The organism is Mycobacterium sp. 141 (assembly GCF_000382405.1).
GTDB lineage: Bacteria > Actinomycetota > Actinomycetes > Mycobacteriales > Mycobacteriaceae > Mycobacterium.
The window spans coordinates 79,877-98,709 of sequence record NZ_KB908264.1 but is presented as its reverse complement, the minus strand read 5'-3'; the positions used below and the strand labels follow the sequence as shown (position 1 = coordinate 98,709).

General features: G+C 66.0%; 14 protein-coding genes and 1 tRNA gene. 6 read left to right on the top strand and 9 right to left on the bottom strand.

From position 1 onward, the window contains the following. Nucleotides 1-75: 75 nt before the first annotated feature. Together glmU and H276_RS0114590 are read right to left on the bottom strand one after the other, a co-directional pair. On the bottom strand, nucleotides 76-1,524 hold the full coding sequence (gene glmU / locus H276_RS0114595; protein WP_019972046.1) for a bifunctional UDP-N-acetylglucosamine diphosphorylase/glucosamine-1-phosphate N-acetyltransferase GlmU: 1,449 nt from the start codon (nucleotides 1,522-1,524) through the stop codon (nucleotides 76-78). 97 nt (nucleotides 1,525-1,621) lie between these two features. Further along, a tRNA-Gln gene (locus tag H276_RS0114590) sits at nucleotides 1,622-1,693 on the bottom strand. Nucleotides 1,694-1,779: 86 nt separating this feature from the next. Between H276_RS0114590 and H276_RS0114585 the strand changes: the two genes are divergently transcribed. The 3 genes from H276_RS0114585 to H276_RS23040 all read left to right on the top strand — a co-directional run bounded on the left by H276_RS0114585 (nucleotide 1,780) and on the right by H276_RS23040 (nucleotide 7,146). Beyond that, nucleotides 1,780-2,373 (top strand): TetR/AcrR family transcriptional regulator, encoded by a 594-nt coding sequence (locus H276_RS0114585; protein ID WP_036461131.1) that lies wholly within the window; start codon nucleotides 1,780-1,782, stop codon nucleotides 2,371-2,373. A gap of 112 nt (nucleotides 2,374-2,485) precedes the next feature. After that, nucleotides 2,486-6,121, top strand: coding sequence for a transcription-repair coupling factor (mfd, locus tag H276_RS0114580; RefSeq protein WP_019972045.1), 3,636 nt, complete (start codon nucleotides 2,486-2,488; stop codon nucleotides 6,119-6,121). Then, on the top strand, nucleotides 6,118-7,146 hold the full coding sequence (locus H276_RS23040; RefSeq protein ID WP_019972044.1) for a nucleoside triphosphate pyrophosphohydrolase: 1,029 nt from the start codon (nucleotides 6,118-6,120) through the stop codon (nucleotides 7,144-7,146). The genes mfd and H276_RS23040 overlap by 4 nt, the downstream gene beginning before the upstream one ends. On the opposite strand, the gene H276_RS0114570 is transcribed toward H276_RS23040, so the two are convergent. After that, entirely contained in the window at nucleotides 7,136-7,447 is a 312-nt protein-coding gene (locus H276_RS0114570) for a hypothetical protein (RefSeq protein ID WP_019972043.1), read from the bottom strand. The two genes, H276_RS23040 and H276_RS0114570, sit on opposite strands and share 11 nt — an antisense overlap. 562 nt (nucleotides 7,448-8,009) lie before the next feature. Between H276_RS0114570 and H276_RS0114560 the strand changes: the two genes are divergently transcribed. Next, the gene (locus H276_RS0114560; protein ID WP_019972041.1) at nucleotides 8,010-8,825 is read left to right on the top strand and encodes a hypothetical protein; all 816 of its coding nucleotides are present in this window, start codon (nucleotides 8,010-8,012) and stop codon (nucleotides 8,823-8,825) included. 16 nt (nucleotides 8,826-8,841) lie between these two features. Here the strand turns inward: H276_RS0114560 and efeB are convergent, their stop codons facing one another. From efeB to efeU (H276_RS0114530), 6 genes are all read right to left on the bottom strand, one after another. Then, a complete protein-coding gene (gene efeB, locus H276_RS0114555) occupies nucleotides 8,842-10,164 on the bottom strand; it encodes an iron uptake transporter deferrochelatase/peroxidase subunit (protein ID WP_019972040.1) in 1,323 nt (440 codons plus the stop codon). After that, nucleotides 10,145-11,311, bottom strand: a complete 1,167-nt coding sequence (efeO, locus tag H276_RS0114550) for an iron uptake system protein EfeO (RefSeq protein WP_019972039.1) — start codon at nucleotides 11,309-11,311, stop codon at nucleotides 10,145-10,147. Before efeO (H276_RS0114550) ends, efeB begins: the two co-directional genes overlap by 20 nt. Then, the gene (gene efeU, locus H276_RS0114545; RefSeq protein WP_019972038.1) at nucleotides 11,308-12,258 is read right to left on the bottom strand and encodes an iron uptake transporter permease EfeU; all 951 of its coding nucleotides are present in this window, start codon (nucleotides 12,256-12,258) and stop codon (nucleotides 11,308-11,310) included. The genes efeO (H276_RS0114550) and efeU (H276_RS0114545) overlap by 4 nt, the downstream gene beginning before the upstream one ends. 145 nt (nucleotides 12,259-12,403) lie before the next feature. Further along, nucleotides 12,404-13,723, bottom strand: coding sequence for a Dyp-type peroxidase (locus tag H276_RS0114540; protein WP_019972037.1), 1,320 nt, complete (start codon nucleotides 13,721-13,723; stop codon nucleotides 12,404-12,406). Between the two features lies 1 nt (nucleotide 13,724). Continuing rightward, nucleotides 13,725-14,804, bottom strand: a complete 1,080-nt coding sequence (gene efeO, locus H276_RS0114535) for an iron uptake system protein EfeO (protein WP_036461129.1) — start codon at nucleotides 14,802-14,804, stop codon at nucleotides 13,725-13,727. A gap of 145 nt (nucleotides 14,805-14,949) precedes the next feature. Continuing rightward, nucleotides 14,950-16,533, bottom strand: coding sequence for an iron uptake transporter permease EfeU (efeU, locus tag H276_RS0114530; protein ID WP_019972035.1), 1,584 nt, complete (start codon nucleotides 16,531-16,533; stop codon nucleotides 14,950-14,952). 163 nt (nucleotides 16,534-16,696) lie between these two features. Here efeU (H276_RS0114530) and H276_RS0114525 point away from each other — a divergent pair, with 163 nt between their 5' ends. Both H276_RS0114525 and eno read left to right on the top strand, forming a co-directional pair. Beyond that, nucleotides 16,697-17,428, top strand: coding sequence for a lytic transglycosylase domain-containing protein (locus H276_RS0114525; protein ID WP_026357000.1), 732 nt, complete (start codon nucleotides 16,697-16,699; stop codon nucleotides 17,426-17,428). 89 nt (nucleotides 17,429-17,517) lie between these two features. After that, nucleotides 17,518-18,807 (top strand): phosphopyruvate hydratase, encoded by a 1,290-nt coding sequence (gene eno / locus H276_RS0114520; protein ID WP_019972033.1) that lies wholly within the window; start codon nucleotides 17,518-17,520, stop codon nucleotides 18,805-18,807. Nucleotides 18,808-18,833 lie beyond the last annotated feature (26 nt).

The following is an 18,833-nucleotide window of genomic DNA, read 5'->3' as shown; positions in this document are numbered from 1 at the left end:
ATCGTACGTAGCGTTTCCGCGTTCGCGTTGCCGGGTTACCAGACTGCCAACACAAAGCGTCGAGTTAGTGCGGTTTCAGTCACCGCCGCCGCGCGCTTTGCGCGCCGCTTCGGCAGCCGCGGAACCCGGTCGTTTGCGCTCGACCCAGCCCTCGAACGTGCGTTGCGCATTGTCCGATACGGCCAGCGCACCTGGCGGAACGTCGTCGCGCAAGACGGTGCCCGCGCCGGTGTATGCGCCGTCGCCGACGGCCACGGGCGCGATGAACATGGTGTCCGAACCGGTTCTGACGTGCGAGCCGATCGTGGTGCGGTGCTTGTTCTCGCCGTCGTAGTTGACGAACACGCTCGAGGCCCCGATGTTGCTGTGGTCGCCGATGTCGGCGTCTCCGACGTAGGTCAGGTGCGGCACCTTGGTCCCGGCTCCGATCGTCGAGTTCTTGGTCTCGACGAACGCGCCCAGCTTGGCCTCGGTGCCCAGGATCGTGCCGGGCCGCAGATAGGTGAACGGCCCGACGGTCGCTGCGGCGCCGATGACGGCGAGTTGGCCGTGGGTGCGGACCACCGATGCGCCGTCGCCGACCTCGACGTCGGCGAGCGTGGTGTCGGGGCCGATCTCGCAGCCCGAGCCGATCTCGGTGGTGCCGAGCAGTTGGGTCCCGGGCCGCACGACGGTGTCCCGGCCGATGGTGACATCGATGTCGATCCACGTGGTGCCAGGGTCGACGATCGTCACACCCGCCCTCTGATGACCGGAGATGATGCGGCGGTTCAGTTCGGCACCCAAGTTGGCCAGCTGGACCCGATCGTTGATTCCGGCCACCAGCGCGCTGTCGTCGACGTGGCGGGCCCGCACCGCGCGGCCGTCTTGGCGCAGGATGGCCACGACGTCGGTCAGGTAGAGCTCCTGCTGGGCGTTGTTGGAGCGCAACCGGCTCAACGCCGAGCGTAAGTCGGTGATGTCGAAGGCGTACACCCCGGCGTTGATCTCGCGGATCGAGCGTTGCGATTCGGTGGCGTCGGTCTGCTCGACGATGCCGATGACCTCGTTGTCCTGGGTGCGCAGGACGCGGCCGTACCCCCTGGGATCGGCCACCGTCGTTGTCAGCACCGTCGCCGCGGCGCTGGCGCGGGCATGTCCGGCGATCAGGTCGGACAGGGTGTCGGAATCCAGCAGCGGGACGTCACCTGAGGTCACCACGACGGTCCCCGTGAAATCCTCGGGCAGCGCATTCAGCCCGCAGCCGACGGCATGGCCGGTTCCGCGCTGCTCGTCCTGGATGGCGATGTCGATGGTGCGGCCCAGCTTGTCGGCGAGCTCACCGACGGCGGGGGCGATGCGTTCGCGGTCGTGGCCGAGCACCACCACAAGATGTCGGGCCGGCACATCGGCGACGGCGTGCACCGCGTGTGCGAGCATGCTGCGCCCGCCCAGGGTGTGCAGCACTTTGGGGGTGTCCGAGCGCATCCTGGTTCCCGCTCCGGCGGCCAGCAGGATGATCGCGGCCTCGGTAGATTCGGTCACGTTTCCCCTTTCACCGCCTGCACCGCGAGCGTGCGCGTCTGATCCTCGACACACCGCAATGAGCATGCAATTTGCGCACGCTCGGCGTCACCAATTGCTCCGTCGCCAGGACTCGAACCTGAACTATCTGAACCAAAATCAGAGGTGCTGCCGATTACACCACGACGGACCGATCAATCCGTGACTCTAGTGCAAGTCGATACGCTGGTCTGCGTGGCAGCACCCGAGAAGGAAGTGCGTGCACCCCGCGCCCGGATGACGGGTAGCGAGCGGCGGCAACAGCTCATCGAAATCGCCAAGTCGCTGTTCGCCGAACGCGGGTACGACGGCACCTCGATCGAAGAGATAGCGCAGCGCGCCAACGTGTCCAAGCCCGTGGTCTACGAGCACTTCGGCGGCAAAGAAGGGCTCTACGCCGTGGTCGTCGACCGGGAGATGTCGGCCCTGTTGGACGGGATCACCTCTTCGCTGACCAACAACCGCTCCCGGGTGCGTGTCGAGCGGGTGGCGCTGGCGCTGCTCACCTACGTCGAGGAACACACCGACGGCTTCCGCATCCTGATCCGCGACTCGCCGGCGACCATCACCTCGGGCACCTACGCGTCGCTGCTCAACGATGCCGTCAATCAGGTGTCCTCGATCCTCGCCGGCGACTTCTCCCGGCGCGGCCTGGACTCCGAACTGGCGCCGTTGTACGCCCAGGCCCTGGTCGGTTCGGTGTCGATGACCGCGCAGTGGTGGCTCGACGTGCGCGAACCCACGAAGGAAGTCGTGGCAGCTCACGTGGTCAACCTGGTCTGGAACGGCCTGACCCACCTGGAGCCCGACCCCGTGCTGCACGAGGAATAGCAAGCACTCCATGGTGCCTTGGTTTCGTTGCCACGGGGCTGCCACGGCAATCCCTCGACGCCGGCCGGGCCCGATCCCAACAGAACCGAGGCCCCCTTAGAATGGCCACATCATGACCGCACCGGGGCACACCCATGTCCAGACCCCGATCGCGGGTCTCATCGAGCTGGCTTTGTCCGATCCGTCCCTGCAGGACGTCGTTCGTCGCGCCGCCGATCGGCCCGCAGATATCGCGCTGGTCGGACCGAGCAGCGCGCGCGTCCTGGTCGCGGCCGCGCTGGCCCAGAACGGCCCGCTGCTGGTGGTCGCCGCGACGGGCCGCGAGGCCGACGACCTGACCGCCGAGCTGCGTGGGGTGTTCGGCGACGCCGTCGCGCTGTTCCCGTCTTGGGAGACGCTGCCCCATGAGCGGTTGTCGCCCGGCGTGGAGACCGTCGCCGCCCGATTGCTGTTACTGCGCCGGCTGGCCCGCCCCGACGACGCGACACTGGGGCCACCGCTGCGGGTCGTGGTGACCACCACCCGGTCACTGCTGCAGCCGATGTCACCGGATGTGGTCGACATCGAGCCCGTCAGCCTGTCGTTGGGGGCCGAGGCAGATTTCGACGACGTGATCGCGCGCTTGGTCGATCTGGCATACACCCGCGTCGACATGGTGGGTAAACGCGGTGAGTTCGCGGTCCGCGGCGGGATCCTCGACGTGTTCCCACCGACGGCCGAGCATCCGGTGCGGGTCGAGTTCTGGGGCGACGAGATCTCCGATATGCGGGCCTTCTCGATTGCCGACCAGCGGTCGATCCCTGAGGTTCCGGTGCAGACGCTGGTCGCAGTGCCGTGCCGCGAGCTGCTGATGACCGCCGACGTGCGCGAACGCGCAGCGATCCTGTCCGCCGAGCATCCCACCCACGAGAACAGCGTGCCCGGCAGTGTGCCGGAGATGCTGGCCAAGCTTGCCGAGGGCATCCCGGTCGACGGGATGGAGTCGCTGCTGCCGTTGCTGCATCCGGTCGAGCCGACGACGCTGACCGCTCATCTGCCCGACGGTGCCCCGGTGCTGGTGTGTGATCCGGAGAAGGTGCGGACGCGCGCGGCCGACCTGATCAAGACGGGCCGCGAGTTCCTTGAGGCGTCGTGGTCGACGGCAGCGGTCGGCGGCGACGCGCCCATCGACATCGAGGCGCTCGGGGCATCGGGGTTCGTCCCGTTCGACGAGGCACGCGCCGGCGCGGTGGCCGGCGGTCATCCGTGGTGGACGCTGTCGCAGTTTTCCGATGAGTCGGCCACCGAGCTCGATGTGCGGGCAGCGCCGTCTGCCCGCAGCCGGCAGAGCCTCGACGAGATCTTCGCCATGCTGCGGGCCCATGTCTCCACCGGCGGTTGTGCGGTCGTCGTGACACCGGGCACCGGCACCGCACACCGTGTCGTCGAGCAGCTCGGCGAATCCGAGGTACCCGCCACAATGTTGGAACCGGGCATGGCACCCAAGGCCGGTGTGGTCGGCGTGATCAAGGGGCCGCTGCACGACGGCGTGATACTCCCGGGCGCGAACTTGGTGATCATCACCGAGACCGACCTGACCGGTAACCGGGGCACCTCGACAGAGGGCAAAAAGCTTGCGGCCAAACGGCGTAACGTCGTCGACCCGCTGGCACTGACGGCCGGCGACCTGGTGGTGCACGATCAGCACGGCATCGGCAAGTTCGTCGAGATGACCGAGCGGGTGATCGGCGGTGCCCGCCGTGAGTACCTGGTGCTGGAGTACGCGTCGGCCAAGCGTGGCGGTGGATCGGATCGGTTGTACGTGCCGATGGATTCCCTGGATCAGCTGTCGCGGTATGTCGGAGGTGAGTCGCCGTCGCTGTCGAAGCTGGGCGGCAGCGACTGGGCGAACACGAAAACCAAGGCGCGCAGAGCGGTTCGTGAGATCGCCAGTGAGCTCGTGGCGTTGTACGCCAAGCGCCAGGCCGCCCCGGGGCACGCCTTCGCCCCGGACACGCCGTGGCAGGCCGAGATGGAGGACGCGTTCGGCTTCACCGAGACGATGGACCAGATGACGGCCATCACCGAGGTCAAGGCCGACATGGAGCGGCCGGTACCGATGGACCGGGTGATCTGCGGTGACGTCGGCTACGGCAAGACCGAGATCGCGGTGCGGGCAGCGTTCAAGGCGGTACAGGACGGTAAGCAGGTGGCCGTGCTGGTGCCGACGACGCTGCTGGCCGATCAGCATCTGCAGACCTTCGCCGCCCGGATGGCCGGCTTCCCCGTCACTGTGAAAGGACTGTCCCGGTTTACCGATCCGGCTGAATCGCGTGCCGTCCTCGAGGGCATGAAGGACGGTTCGGTGGATATCGTGATCGGCACCCACCGGCTGTTGCAGACCGCGGTGACGTGGAAAGACCTGGGCCTCATCATCGTTGACGAGGAGCAGCGGTTCGGCGTCGAGCACAAGGAGCACATCAAGTCGATGCGCACCCACGTCGACGTGCTGACCATGAGTGCGACCCCGATCCCGCGCACGCTGGAGATGAGCCTGGCCGGCATCCGCGAGATGTCGACGATCCTCACCCCGCCCGAGGAACGCTATCCGGTGCTCACCTATGTCGGCCCCCACGACGACAAGCAGGTGGCCGCGGCATTGCGTCGTGAGCTGCTGCGCGACGGGCAGGCGTTCTACATTCACAACCGGGTGCGGACCATCGACCAGGCCGCCGCCCGGATCCGTCAGCTGGTGCCGGAGGCGAGAGTCGTTGTCGCACATGGCCAGATGAACGAGGAGATGCTGGAGAAGACCGTCGAGGGCTTCTGGAACCGGGAATACGACATCCTGGTCTGCACCACCATCGTCGAGACGGGACTGGACATCTCGAACGCCAACACCTTGATCGTCGAGCGGGCTGACACGTTCGGCCTGTCGCAGCTGCACCAGCTGCGCGGACGCGTGGGCCGCAGCCGGGAGCGAGGCTATGCCTACTTCCTGTACCCGCCCGAGATGCCGCTGACCGAAACGGCATATGACAGGTTGGCGACCATCGCGCAGAACAACGATCTGGGCGCGGGCATGGCGGTGGCGATGAAAGACCTGGAGATCCGCGGTGCGGGAAACGTACTGGGTGCCGAACAGTCCGGGCACGTTGCCGGAGTCGGTTTCGATCTGTACGTGCGACTGGTCGGGGAGGCCGTAGAAGCGTATCGAGCGGCGGTCGACGGCAAAACCGTTGCGACAGCCGAAGAACCGAAAGAGGTGCGGGTCGACCTACCGGTCGACGCCCACCTGCCGCCGGAGTACATCGGCAGTGATCGGTTGCGGTTGGAGGCCTACCGGCGATTAGCTGCTGCCACCGACGAGGGCGCTGTGACAGCCGTCGTGGACGAACTCGTCGACCGCTACGGTCCGCTGCCCGAGCCCGCTGAGCGCCTCGTCGCGGTGGCTCGGCTGCGGTTGTTGTGCCGCGAGTTCGGGATCACCGAGATCGGTGCGGTGTCGGCATCGACGCTGCGGCTCTCGCCGATGGTGCTGCCGGATTCGGCGCAGCTGCGGCTCAAACGGCTCTACCCCGGGGCGCATTACCGGGCCACCACGTCGACTGTGCAGGTGCCCATCCCGCGGGTCGGTGACGGCATCGGTGCGTCCCGCGTCCGCGATCTTGAACTTGTTCAGATGGTGGCCGCTCTGGTGCTGGTACTTAATGGGAAAAGCCAGGAATCCGCTGATATAGCCAAGTTCGGAGGGAGGCAAAACCGATGACCGTTGTCCTCGTTGACCCGCGCCGCCCTTCGCTGGTTCCCGTCGACGCAATCCTGCACCTGGCCGGTGACGTGCAGTACACCGAGGAGATGCCGGTCAAGGTGCCGTGGTCGTTGCCTGCGGCGCGGCCTTGGCTCTCCGGCCCGGTGGAAGGGGAAGCCGCGCCCGTCCTGTTGTCTTCGGACCCCGAGCATCCCGCGGTTACAGCCCGGATCGCTGCAGGCGAGACGGTGATCTCAGCACCCAAGGCCGCAGCCGGTGAGCGACTGGTCGACGCGGTGGCGATGATGGACAAGCTGCGCACCGACGGGCCGTGGGAGAGTGAGCAGACCCACGATTCGCTGCGTCGGTATCTGCTGGAAGAGACCTACGAGCTGTTCGACGCGGTACGCGGTGGCAATGCCGATGAGCTACGCGAGGAACTCGGCGATGTGCTGCTGCAGGTGTTGTTCCACGCCCGCATCGCCGAGGATGCGCCGGTGCACCCGTTCAACATCGACGACGTCGCCGATGCGCTGGTCCGCAAGCTCGATAACCGCGTGCCGGCAGTGCTTGCCGGGGAGCCGATTTCGCTCGATGAGCAGCTGGCTCAGTGGGAGGAGCGCAAGGTCGTCGAGAAACAGCGGAAGGCCGGGAATGCGCTCGTTTCGACCATGGACGATGTGCCGACCGGCCAGCCGGCTCTGGCGTTGGCGCAGAAGGTGATCTCTCGGGTGACGCAGGCCGGTCTGCCTGCGGATCTGGTACCTGCGACCATTACTTCAGTCGCAATCACGGCCGACGATGACGCCGAAAGCCAGCTTCGTACAGCAGTATTGGAGTTCATGGATACCGTGCGGCGGGTGGAGGTCGACATCGCCGCGGGCCGTCGCGGTGGCGGCGCCGCTGAAGCACTCGATGTTTGCCCGCTGGTCACCATCTCCGAGGACGAATGGCGAGACTACTGGCCTACGAACGACTTTCAGGCCGAGCCGGATTCCGAGTCCGCGGACAACCCTGAAGCCGGCGATCACCCTACCGACTGACCGTCGTCAGTTCGGCAGCCTTGGCGCGCAGCGTCAGCACTCGCTCACGAATGCGGTATTCGGTGGAACGCGGCATCCAGGCCGGGCGATAGCGGCCGTGCCTGATCCGGAACACTCGACCGTGGGTGATCTCGCATCGAAGTGCGTCCGATATCGCCTTCGACGGTCGACCTTTGGTGGTGAACCCGTAGGCATCGAGTGCGTCGACCAGGTCGGCGACTGACTGTTTCCCATGTTGGAACAGGTGCATCGTCAGCACGTACCGGAGTTCGATTCCCTTGAGCAGTAGCTTGTCCGACATGACCGCACGATGCCACTGGCTACCGACATGTCCGGTGTGCAGTCACATCTGTCACACCAGTCCCCGCTCAGGAACCATGTACGTTGTGCCCGGCTGTTAGCGACAAAGTCGCGGAAATATCCTCAGCTGCAACGTGTTTCACTGGTGCACCGCGTCGCGAACCTCACCGGAATCGGCAGTCACGCCAGTCGCATCAGCACCGAAATATGCTGCGCCCGCATATCAGCGACTTTGTCGCTCGCAGCGCGGGCGTGTAACCAGTGCGACGGAAAGGGTCCTGTGGTGCCAGATTGGTGCATGGGATTGGCCGACGCGAGATGACTGATGCCTGTGGTGCCTATGTGGCGATTTCCGCGACTTTGTCGCTAATAGCCGGGCGCAACGACTATGAGTCGGAAACGGGTGCTGCTGTGACTGATGTGGCGCCAGCGCGGTGGGAGGCGGACCTGTCACAAACCGGCAACGGCCGCGTCTCAGCTCGGTCCGGGCGCCCTGCGCGGAGTCTGGACCTGCCCCGGCCGCACTACGGTGACGAGGGCATGGGCGACGAAGGGGTGAGGCAGTGAGGGTTCGGTGGCTGGCTGCCGTCGTCGTGGCGCTCGGCCTGGGAACCATCGCGCCGCAGGCCAGCGCCGATTGCGCGGCGACCGGCTGCGACCTACGCTCGCGCCTCGCCGCGGCGGACAACTACCTGGCGTCGCGACCCGGCACGGTGGGCTATGTGCTGCGGGATCGCGCGACGGGTGCGCGTTTCGCCAACGCCAACTCGAACGCGATGATCTGGACGGCCTCGACCATCAAGCTGGGAATGGTCGTCGACCTGTTGACCAGGGAACGGGCTGGCGCATTGCGACTGTCGGCCAACGACCGGCAGCTCATGGTGAACATGTTGCGGGACTCCGACAATGACGCGGCCGACTCGCTGTGGAGCCGTTACGGCGGGCCAGACCACCGGGCTTTCAACGCCGACTTTCCGCGCTACGGCATGACGGATCTGCGGCCGCAGCCCGGTTTCGGAGACGTGTTCCCGTACTGGGGGTTTCAGAAGTCGACCACCAACGACCTCGACCGGCTGATGAATTACACACTGACCCAGATGAATCCGTCCGACGCGGCGGCGATCATCGCGGAAATGCGGAAGGTCGGCTCGGATCAGCAGTGGGGGGTGTGGGGAGCCGGACCGTCGATGGCTCCGGGCAACAAGAACGGATGGTCCGAGGAACAGGGCGGCTGGGTCATCAACTCGGTCGGCTTCGCCGGCCCCAACCAGCGCTACACGCTGGCCATCATGAACGGACTCAACGGCCAGGGTGGTTACGACGACGGCGTCGCTACCACCACCCGACTCAGCCAGATCTTGCTGAGTCCCAACGGCTGAACGCGTAAACCATCGCTCAGTTGAACAGCGTCGAACCCCAGTAAGCCGAGTCGTCGCCCTCGGCCAGACCCGGCGGGCACGCGAAGATACCCGATCCGGTATGGGTGATGTACTCGTTGAGCGCATCTTTGCGGGCGAGTTCGCGCTGCATCGGGATGAATTGCTTCTCGGGGCTGCGCACGAACGCGATGAAGAAGAGTCCGGCGTCGAGGTGGCCGAGTCCGTCTGACCCGTCGGTGAAGTTATAGCCGCGGCGCAGGATCTGGATGCCACCCAGATGCTGCGCCGACGCCAAGCGGACGTGCGCGTCCTTGTCGATCAGCGGATCGCCCTTGTCGTCGGCGATGTCGAAGTCGAGTTCCTCGAATTCCTGCCGCAACCCCATGGGTGCGCCGTTGCCCTTCTGTCGGCCGATCACGCGCTCTTGCTCCAACAGCGTGGTGCGGTCCCAGCTTTCGATGAGCATGCGGATCCGGCGGGCTATCAGGTAGGAGCCGCCGGTCAGCCAGGCCGGTCCATCGCCGTCGGCGACCCACACGTTCTGGTTGAGCAGATCGGTCTCGTCGGCCTTGAGGTTGGCCGTTCCGTCCTTGAACCCGAACAGGTTTCGCGGGGTCGCCTGGTCGCGGGTGGTCGACGACGTACGGCCGAATCCTAATTGGGAGTAGCGCACCGCGACGGTGCCGAAGCCGACGCGGGCCAGGTTGCGGATGGCGTGCACGGCGACCTGGGGATCGTTCGCGCAGGCTTGCACGCAGATGTCGCCGCCGCAGCGCGCCGGATCCATCGACTCGTTGGGGAACTTTGGCAGGTCGACCAGCTCGGCGGGGCGCTGCTTGGCAATGCCGAAGCGGTCCTTGCCGTCCTTGAGAAAGAATGACGGCCCGAAACCGATCGTCAGCGTCAACTGTGACGCCGGCAGTCCCAGCGCCTCGCCGGTATCCGACGGCGGGGCATAGGGATTGCCGTCGACCGCTCCGCCGACTTCGGTCTCCTCGCCGAGAGTCATCCGCTCGGCCATTCGGGTCCACTGCTTGAGCAGGTTGACCACGTCGGCGCGGTTATCGGTGGTGACATCAAAGGAGCAGAAGTGCATCCGGTCCTGCGCCTCGGTGATGATGCCGGCTTGGCGCTGTCCGCGGAACGAGACCGGGCCCGTCAACGCGCCATGCGGTGCGCTGGCTGCCGAGGCTCGGCCGGCCAGCGCACCGGCGCTGGCCGCGCCGACTACCGCCGCGGTGACCCCGGCCGCGCCGAATAGCTTGCGGCGGGAAAAGCCGCCGGCATCCGGTGTGGCGTGGGGATCGGGGGACGGGGTCTCACTGGTGGGCGATGACACCTTGCACCTGGCTCACCTCATTGCTGAGTGCGTCGATGGCGCGAGACAGTTCCTGACGTTGGGCATCGGTCACCTTGTCGTACGCCACGAAACCGTCGCCCTCACGGAACTTCTCGAGTAGCTTTTCCACCTCGGCGAACCGCTGATCGACACGTTTGCCCAGCTCGGCGTTGCGCTCGTCAAGGATCGGCCGCACCGAGGCCACCGCAGTCTGTGAACCCTCGACGTTGGCCTGGAAGTCCCACAGATCGGTGTGACTGAAGATGTCCTCTTCACCGGTGATCTTGCTCTTCGAGATCTCATCCAACAGGCCCTGCGCACCGCCGGCGATTTGGGTGGAATCAATCGTCCATGTCGGCGCCTTCACGCCCGCATCGAGTTCCTTGACGTCGGCCACCAGCTGATCGGCCAGCGCGTCAGCGTCGGGCTGCAGACCCGTGTCCCACAGCTGCTTTTCCAAGGCGTGGAACCCAGTCCACTTCTGGCCCGGTTCGAGATCGGCTTCACGCAAGTCGATGCGCGGATCGAGATCATTCGGGAACGACTCGGCGACCGGCTCGATGCGCTCGTAGTAGGTACGGGTCGTCGGGTACAGCGCCTTGGCCTTGGCGATGTCCTTGGCCTTGACCGCCGCCGCGAATGCCTCCGTCGCGGGCACCAGGGCGTCGGTCTGGCTGTTCACGTACCGCTTGTAACTGTCGGCGGCTTCCTTGAACTTGCCCTCGGTGTCGATCTCGATCGCGTCACCGGTGACGGTGAAATCGCCGCGGATGCCCTCACCGACCATGCCGGGGCGGCACGAGGTCTGATAGGTACCCGGCTCGGTGAGCTGCACGATCAACTGGCGCTTGAGGCCCGGCGAGATGTTCTCCACCTCACCCATCACGCGTTCGCCCTCGCCGTAAACGTAGAACTCGGTGACCTTCTCACCACTGTTACTCACCACGAAGGTGGTCGGCCCCGTCGTGGCGGTCGTGCCCGAGAGCTGGCACGCGCTCTCGGAAGCGTCGACCGTGATCGGCGCGGCCTTTTCCTTGCCCTCGGCGCTGGGGCTGGACTCCTTGGCTTGACAGCTGGCCAGCGAGAGCCCGGCCAACACGGCGGCGGTCGCCGCGAATCCAGTCTTCACGGCAGGGGTGAACTTCACTTGGTCGACCTTTCGGATGAGGGAGAGGATTCCGGGTCGGCAGCCGACTCGGCAGTGGTAGAAGCCTCGCGAGGGGACGGCTTGGCTGCCGCCGCTGAGCCGGTGGGACGGAAGAACAAGGCCAGGACTACGACGAGGTAGGCCAGCCACGCCGTGAACTGCAGCACCGTCGGGGTCGGGTCGATGTTGAAGACGCCCTGGATGATCTCGCCGTACCACGTAGACCAGTCGAATGCGCCGCTGATGTCGAAGGCGACGGTGCCGAGACCGGGCAGCCAGCCCACCGTCTGCAACGCCTTGATCCCGTAGGCCAGGATGCCGGCGGCGACGAGGATCAGGAAGGCGCCGGTGTAGGTGAAGAACTTGGCGAGGTTGATGCGGACCGCACCGGCATACATGCCGTAGGCGATTGCCGCGGCGATCAGAACGCCGACGATCAGCCCGATCAGCGGCCACACAGTCTCGGCTTCGGCGTAGCCCACCATGAACAGCGCGGTCTCTACGCCTTCGCGACCCACCGCGAAGAACGCCAGCAGTGCGACTGCGACTCCACCGGTCTCCAACGCCTGCGACATACCGGTGCGCAGCTCGCCGGATATCGACGCGGCGGCCTTGCGCATCCACAGCACCATCGTCGTGACGATCACGACGGCGATCAGCGACGCGACCCCGGCGATGGCCTCGGCCCCCAGCCCGCTGATGGTGTTCTCACCCAACTGGATCACCAGAAAGACGGCAACCGTCATCGTGATTGCTGCGCCGACTCCCAGCCACACCCATTTCAGCGCGTCGCGACGGTCCGATTTGACCAGGAATGCCACCAGGATCGAGACGACGATCGCGGCTTCGAGGCCTTCGCGTAGCCCGATCAGACCGCTGCCGAACAGCTGCGATGTGATGTTGGGTGCTGCCAGGATGGTGGTCGCAGCGTCTGCGCCGGCAATCATGATGAGCGTCCTCGCTAGACCCGGTAGAGAAACATAGCCTCGGCTTGCCATAGCAAGGCGTGCCTCACCTTAGCAGGGGCTGGGAATCACCTGTGCGGCTTGGCGTGAGGAATGCTCGAGCGCGGCCCGTCGGGCAGCCGTCCGCTCAGCTGAACAGCGCCTGACCGACGTAGTGGCCCTCTTCTGGTGACGGCGGGACCGCGAAGATTGCTGAACCGATGTGCCGGATGTACTCGTTGAGCAGATCGTTGGCGCCGAGCCGGTTCTGCAGGGTGATGAAGTGCGCCGGATCGTTCTGGTATGACACGAACAGCAGACCCGCATTGAGCTGGCCAGTCGCGTCGAGCCCGTCGGTGTAGTTGTACGGCCGGCGGTGAATCATCAAGCCGTGGTTGTTTTCGTGTGCAGCCAGCGCGATATGTGAGAGTGGGTTGATGACCGGTTTGCCGTCCTCGTTCTTGGCGGCGAAGTCTGGGGTGTCCATTTCGTGTGTGCCGGTGAGCGGTGCGCCGCTCTCCTTGAATCGGCCGAAGATGTCCTGCTGGTTGCCGATCCGGTCCGTGTCCCAGGTTTCCAGCAGCATCCGGATTTTGCGCACCACCTGGTAGGTGCCCCCGTTCATCCATGGCTGGTCACGATCGGTGACCCACACGAACTGGGAGTATTGGTCGTCGGTACCGACATTGCGCGTTCCGTCCATGAACCCCAGCAGGTTTCGCGGCGTCTCCAGTCCGGGCCCGGCCGAAGCGCGGCCGAAGCCGAGAACCGCCCACGCCGGAGTCACGGCCCGCCTGCCGATGCGAGCCAGGTTGCGCACGGCGTGGTAGCAGACCTGAGGGTCGTCTGCGCACGCCTGGATGGAGAGATCACCCCCGGTGAAACGCGGATCGAGGTTGTCGCCGTTGAGTGTTGGAAGCTCGGCCAGCAGCGTGGGCTTGTGCGCGGCCAGGCCGAAACGGCTCCCGAAGATCGACGGGCCGAGGCCGATAGTGACGGTGAGACTCGCGGGACTGAGCCCGAACGCCTCACCGGTGTCGGAAGGCGGTGCCACTTCGCTGGTCGGCTGTACCGTTCCCACCGGGTTGCCCTGCTGCAGCACCGACGCCGCTGCCGACCAGCGGGCCAGCAGCGTCTGCAGGTCTTTCCGGGTGGCGCCCTCGCCGAGCGCGAAGGACATGAACACGCAGTGACGTTGCGGTTCCGTTGCCACCCCGACGGGGTGTGTCTGGCCGTAGAACGGATAGCTGCGGTTGAGGTCGATCGTGTCGTTGTCGCCGTGTCGTACCGACGACGCCTGGGCCCATCCTGCGGCGGCTCCGCCCGCGGCGCCCAGTGCCAAGCCGCCGACACCCGCCCACAGAGCACCACCGAGTACCCGACGGCGAGGCACCGCCGGGGATGCGGCGCTCGCCGCATCCCCAGCGGTGCTCTGCTCGGGCGGCAGAGGATCGTCAGCCGCGGCCATGTCAGCCGGCCGTCGCGACTTTCTCAGCGACAGTGGACAGGCTGTCGTGCAGCGGTTGGATCACAGCTGTCAGTTTAGGAGCATCGGCGGCTTGCAGCTGCGGGGTCCACAGCTTGAACCCGCCCGGTGCTGACGGATCGCGGTAGGCGTCGAGCGCCGTCTGCACGGCCTGGAACTGTTGGTCGATCTGCGCGACCAGTGCGGGATCGATCTTCTCCAGACCCGGCCGCAGCGAGGCGTACGCCTGCTGTGCGCCTTCGACGTTGCCGGCGAAGTCCACCAGGTCGATGTGGCTGAACTGCTCTTCCTCACCGGTGATCTTGGTGTTCTGCACCTCTTCGAGCAGATCGGCCGCGCCGTTCGCGAGGTCCTCGGGCTTGTACTGCAGGTTCTTGACGACGCCGTCGAGCTTGCCGACGTTGGCAACCAGCTCGGTGCTCAGCGCCTTGGTCTCCGGAGTGATGCCGGCGCCCCACAGGTCACGCTCGATGGCGTGGAAGCCCTTCCAGCCCACCTTCTCGTCGACCGGGGTCGACTCGCGCATGTCGATGAGATAGTCGAGGTTGCCGGCGTTGTCGTCGACTGAGAAGCCGGGAAGCACGAAGCCCTCGACACTCGACTCGGACCGCTCGTAGTACGGCCGGGCCTTGGCGTACGCGACCTTGGCTGCCTCGACATTGCCTGACTGAACGGCCGTGTCCAGCTGTTTGACCGCGTCGTTGAGCTGGTTGATCTGGCCGACGACGTAGGCCGCGTACTCCTTGGTGCCGTCGTTGAGGATTGTCTGGACGGAACCGGTCGGGGTGGGCGCTGCTTGTCCGGTGACGGTGAAGTCGACGAATTCGGTCCCGGCGCCGGGGCAGTACAGCTGGTACTTGCCGCCGTCGAGCGTGACGGTGAACGACACCGGATCCAGGCCGGGGGCGAGGTTCTCCTTCTCGCCGAGGATGCGCTGTTCCTTGATCAGCTCGACTTCGCTTATGCCCGCCGCGTCCTTGTTGGTGACCTTGAACGTCACGGGGCCCGCGGCGACGCTGCCGTTGTCGACTGTGCAGGTGTCTTTGCCGCCCTCGTTGGCCAGCGTGATGTTGACCGTGGCAACGCCACCATTGGCCCCGGTGGTCGGCGCGGCCGAGCTCCCGGTGGAACTGGTGTCGCCGCCTGAACTGCATGCCGTCGCGGCGACCGCGATGGCGGCGACCAGAACCGGCGTCGCCAGCCAGCCGTTAGGACGTGGCAACGTGGTCTCGCTGAGTTTTTTCACCATTGTTCTGTTGTTTCCTTTCGTTTCCACGGGGAGTGCGGGTGATGCGAAATCCCGAGAAGGCGCTGACGATGGCTCCGATTGCCAGCACTGCCGGCAGCCACGCCTTCCATAGCATTCGTTCGGCGCGTACCTGGCCGGCCTGTGCGATCTGCGTCGCGACGGCCTGATCTTCGTTGTTGGCGGTCGCCCATCCGCCGGGCGGAGTTCCGACGCTGACCGTTTTGGCCGATCGGAGACCGCCGCCGCGCAGTGTGGCGATACGGGAGTTGGTCGCTTGGGCGTGTACCAGCGCCTCGCCGTGGGCGAACACGTTGTATGCGGTGGTCGCGGCCCACTGAACCTGGAACGGTCCCGGCGTCCGGGCGGCAGCCAATCCCACCGGCAGGCGTCCACCGGTCAGACGGGCCAGCTCATCGAGGGTGACGGTGGTGGACTTCAGGCCCGGGTCGGCCGGGACCGTGGCCTGCCACACGTCAACGGTCAGACCGTCGACGCTCTGCTGGCCCGCAGCTTCGAGCTTGACTTGCGGTCCGTCGCCGGCGGTCAGCGATCGGGCCTCGCCGTCGGTCCGCAGCGTCACCGGCACGCTGTGTCCGTCGGCTCCCGTGGCGATACGGGTCGGCCCGGGCAGTTCGCCCGCAGCGGGAACGAAGATCGCCAGCGCGGCAGCGGCGGCTCCCAGCGCGCCCGCGGTTGCCAGCAGCAGCCGGCGACGGGCATGCGGCTCGGCCGCCAGCCGCGGTGGCCAGAGGAAGATGATCAGTACGGGCACGGCGTAGAGCACCCAGCCGAGGACTTCGATGAGACGCGGGTCGGTGGGTATGCCGAACATCCCGGTGATCAGCGCGCCCAGCACGGACCTGGGGGGCATCCACGAGGAAAAGTCGAAAACCCGTTGTTGGCCGATCGTGACCCAGCCGGCCTCGTGCGCGGTGCGCAGGCTGGTGAGCACAAGACCCGCCGCGATCAACACCAGGAAGACACCGGTGAGGCGGAAGAACCGGGCCAGGTTCAGCTTGAGCCCGCCGTAGTAGATCCCGACGCCGATGGCTACCGCGACACCGATACCCGCGCCTGCGCCTAGGAGAGCCCACCAGCGGCTTTCACCCGACGCCTGGGCCGCGGCAAGCAGGAAGACCGCGGTTTCGAAGCCTTCCTTGAGTACTGCGAGGAACGCCATGAGCGCCAATGCGAGCGATCCACCGGTGTTGATCGCCTGTTGTGCCTCCCGCTCCAGTTCGCCTTTCATCTTGAAGGCGTTGCGGTTCATCCAGATGATCATGGTGGTCACGAACACCACGGCGACGGCGCCGATGATCGTCTCGAGCATCTCTTGCTGGCGTTGCGGCAGACTTTCTGACAAGAGATTCAGTCCGACGCCGACGCCGATACTGATCGCGACTGCGACGGCGACACCGGCCAGCATGGGTCGTACCGACCTGCCGTTACGTTTCAGGAATGCGGCAACGATACTGACGATCAGAGTTGCTTCCAGGCCCTCCCGCAGCCCGATCAGGAAGGTGCCTACGAAGATGCCCTGCATCTGAGCCCCATTCGATCGCGAGCGTGTTTATGCCCTAGGTATGCCTACCCTTTGTTTGGGCGCGCAGAGCGAGGTTACACCTCTGCTGATCGCACCGGTGCAGCTCTGGCTTTCATCGGCATGGGACGATGGGGCCGAGTAGAGCAGGGGTTGAGGGAGTCCAGTGTCGCCGGTTCGATGGCTGCGGGCTGTCGCAGTGGTTGTGGCGACGGCCCTGCTGATGGCTTCCAGCTGTTCGTGGCAGCTCGGCATCCCGATCCCGGACGGGGTGCCGCCGCCCGTGGGTGATCCGGTGCCGGCCGTCGACACTTATGCCAAAGGCCGACCGGCCGATCAGTTGCACGAGTGGGCCGCTGAGCGGGCACCCAAGCTGGGCATACCGATCAATGCGCTGGAGGCGTACGCGTACGCGGCCCGGGTGGCCGAAGTCGAGAACCCGAACTGCAGGCTGGCCTGGACCACTCTGGCCGGAATCGGGATGGTGGAGAGCCACCACGGCACCTATCGCGGCGCGATGATCGCGCCGAACGGTGACGTCACGCCTCCGATCCGGGGAGTTCGGCTCGACGGCACCTCGGGAAATCTGCATATCGCCGACACCGATCACGGGCTGCTCGACGGCGACCCCACACTGGACCGGGCGATGGGGCCGATGCAGTTCATTCCGGAGACCTGGCGCCTGTTCGGGGTGGACGGCAACAACGACGGCAAGGTCGGCCCCGACAACTTCGACGACGCGGCACTGTCGGCGGCCGGCTATCTGTGCTGGAACGGCAAGGATCTGTCCACGCCCCGTGGCTGGATGAAGGCCCTGCGGGCTTACAACTACTCCGACCAGTACGCCCGTACGGTGCGTGACTGGGCGACCGCGTACGCGAGCGGTCACCCCCTCTGATACACCGCGGTCCCGGTCAGGCTCTAGGCTCAACCGTAGGCTTACCGAGCAAGACGCAGTTACGACGCAATCGCAATAAGGAGTAACCAGTGCCCATCATCGAGCAGGTTGGAGCCCGCGAGATCCTCGATTCGCGCGGCAACCCGACGGTCGAGGTCGAGGTCGCCCTGACCGACGGCACGTTCGCGAGGGCCGCCGTGCCTTCTGGTGCGTCTACCGGCGAGCACGAGGCGGTCGAGTTGCGCGACGGTGCTGCCCGCTACGGCGGTAAGGGCGTCGAGAAGGCGGTCGAGGCGGTGCTCGACGAGATCGCCCCCGCCGTGATCGGGCTCAGTGCCGACGATCAGCGCCTGGTCGATCAGGCCTTGCTGGATCTCGATGGCACCCCCGACAAGTCTCGGCTCGGTGCCAATGCGATTCTCGGTGTCTCACTTGCGGTTTCGAAGGCCGCGGCGGAGTCGGCCGGATTGCCGCTGTTCCGCTATCTCGGCGGCCCGAACGCCCACGTCCTGCCGGTGCCGATGATGAACATCCTCAACGGTGGCGCGCATGCCGACACCGGCGTGGATGTCCAGGAGTTCATGGTGGCCCCGATCGGGGCACCGTCGTTCAAGGAGGCGCTGCGCTGGGGCGCCGAGGTCTACCACTCGCTGAAGGCGGTGCTCAAGAAGCAGGGCCTGTCCACCGGCCTCGGTGACGAGGGCGGCTTCGCTCCAGACGTGGCCGGCACCAAGGCCGCGCTGGACCTGATCTCGTCGGCCATCGAGACCACCGGTTTCAAGCTGGGCACCGATGTGGCCCTGGCCTTGGATGTGGCCGCCACCGAGTTCTTCACCGCCGGAACGGGTTACGCCTTCGAGAAGGAGACCCGCAGCGCCGAGCAGATGGCCGAGTTCTACGCCGGTCTGGTGGACAGCTACCCGCTGGTGTCGATCGAGGACCCGCTGGACGAGAACGACTGGGACGGTTGGGTATCGCTCACCGCCTCGATCGGTGACCGGGTCCAGATCGTCGGCGACGACCTCTTCGTCACCAATCCCGAGCGTCTGGAAGAAGGCATCGAGAAGGGCGCCGCCAACGCTCTGCTGGTGAAGGTCAATCAGATCGGTACGCTCACCGAGACTCTGGATGCCGTGGCGTTGGCCCACAACAGCGGCTACCGGACCATGATGAGCCACCGCAGCGGCGAGACCGAGGACACCACCATCGCCGATCTCGCGGTCGCGGTGGGCAGTGGCCAGATCAAGACCGGGGCGCCGGCGCGCAGTGAGCGAGTTGCCAAGTACAACCAGCTGCTGCGCATCGAGGAGCTCCTCGGCGATGCTGCCCGCTACGCCGGCGATTTGGCTTTCCCGCGTTTCGCTGTGGAGGCCAGGTAATCAGGTCCGACCTGATGCGGTGGTGA

Coding starts and splice junctions, on each gene's coding strand:
- H276_RS0114585 (WP_036461131.1), top strand. CDS start 1,780: ATGACGGGTAGCGAGCGGCGGCAACAGCTCATCGAAATCGCCAAGTCG.
- mfd (WP_019972045.1), top strand. CDS start 2,486: ATGACCGCACCGGGGCACACCCATGTCCAGACCCCGATCGCGGGTCTC.
- H276_RS23040 (WP_019972044.1), top strand. CDS start 6,118: ATGACCGTTGTCCTCGTTGACCCGCGCCGCCCTTCGCTGGTTCCCGTC.
- H276_RS0114570 (WP_019972043.1), bottom strand. CDS start 7,447: ATGTCGGACAAGCTACTGCTCAAGGGAATCGAACTCCGGTACGTGCTG.
- efeU (WP_019972038.1), bottom strand. CDS start 12,258: ATGATTGCCGGCGCAGACGCTGCGACCACCATCCTGGCAGCACCCAAC.
- H276_RS0114540 (WP_019972037.1), bottom strand. CDS start 13,723: ATGGCCGCGGCTGACGATCCTCTGCCGCCCGAGCAGAGCACCGCTGGG.
- efeU (WP_019972035.1), bottom strand. CDS start 16,533: ATGCAGGGCATCTTCGTAGGCACCTTCCTGATCGGGCTGCGGGAGGGC.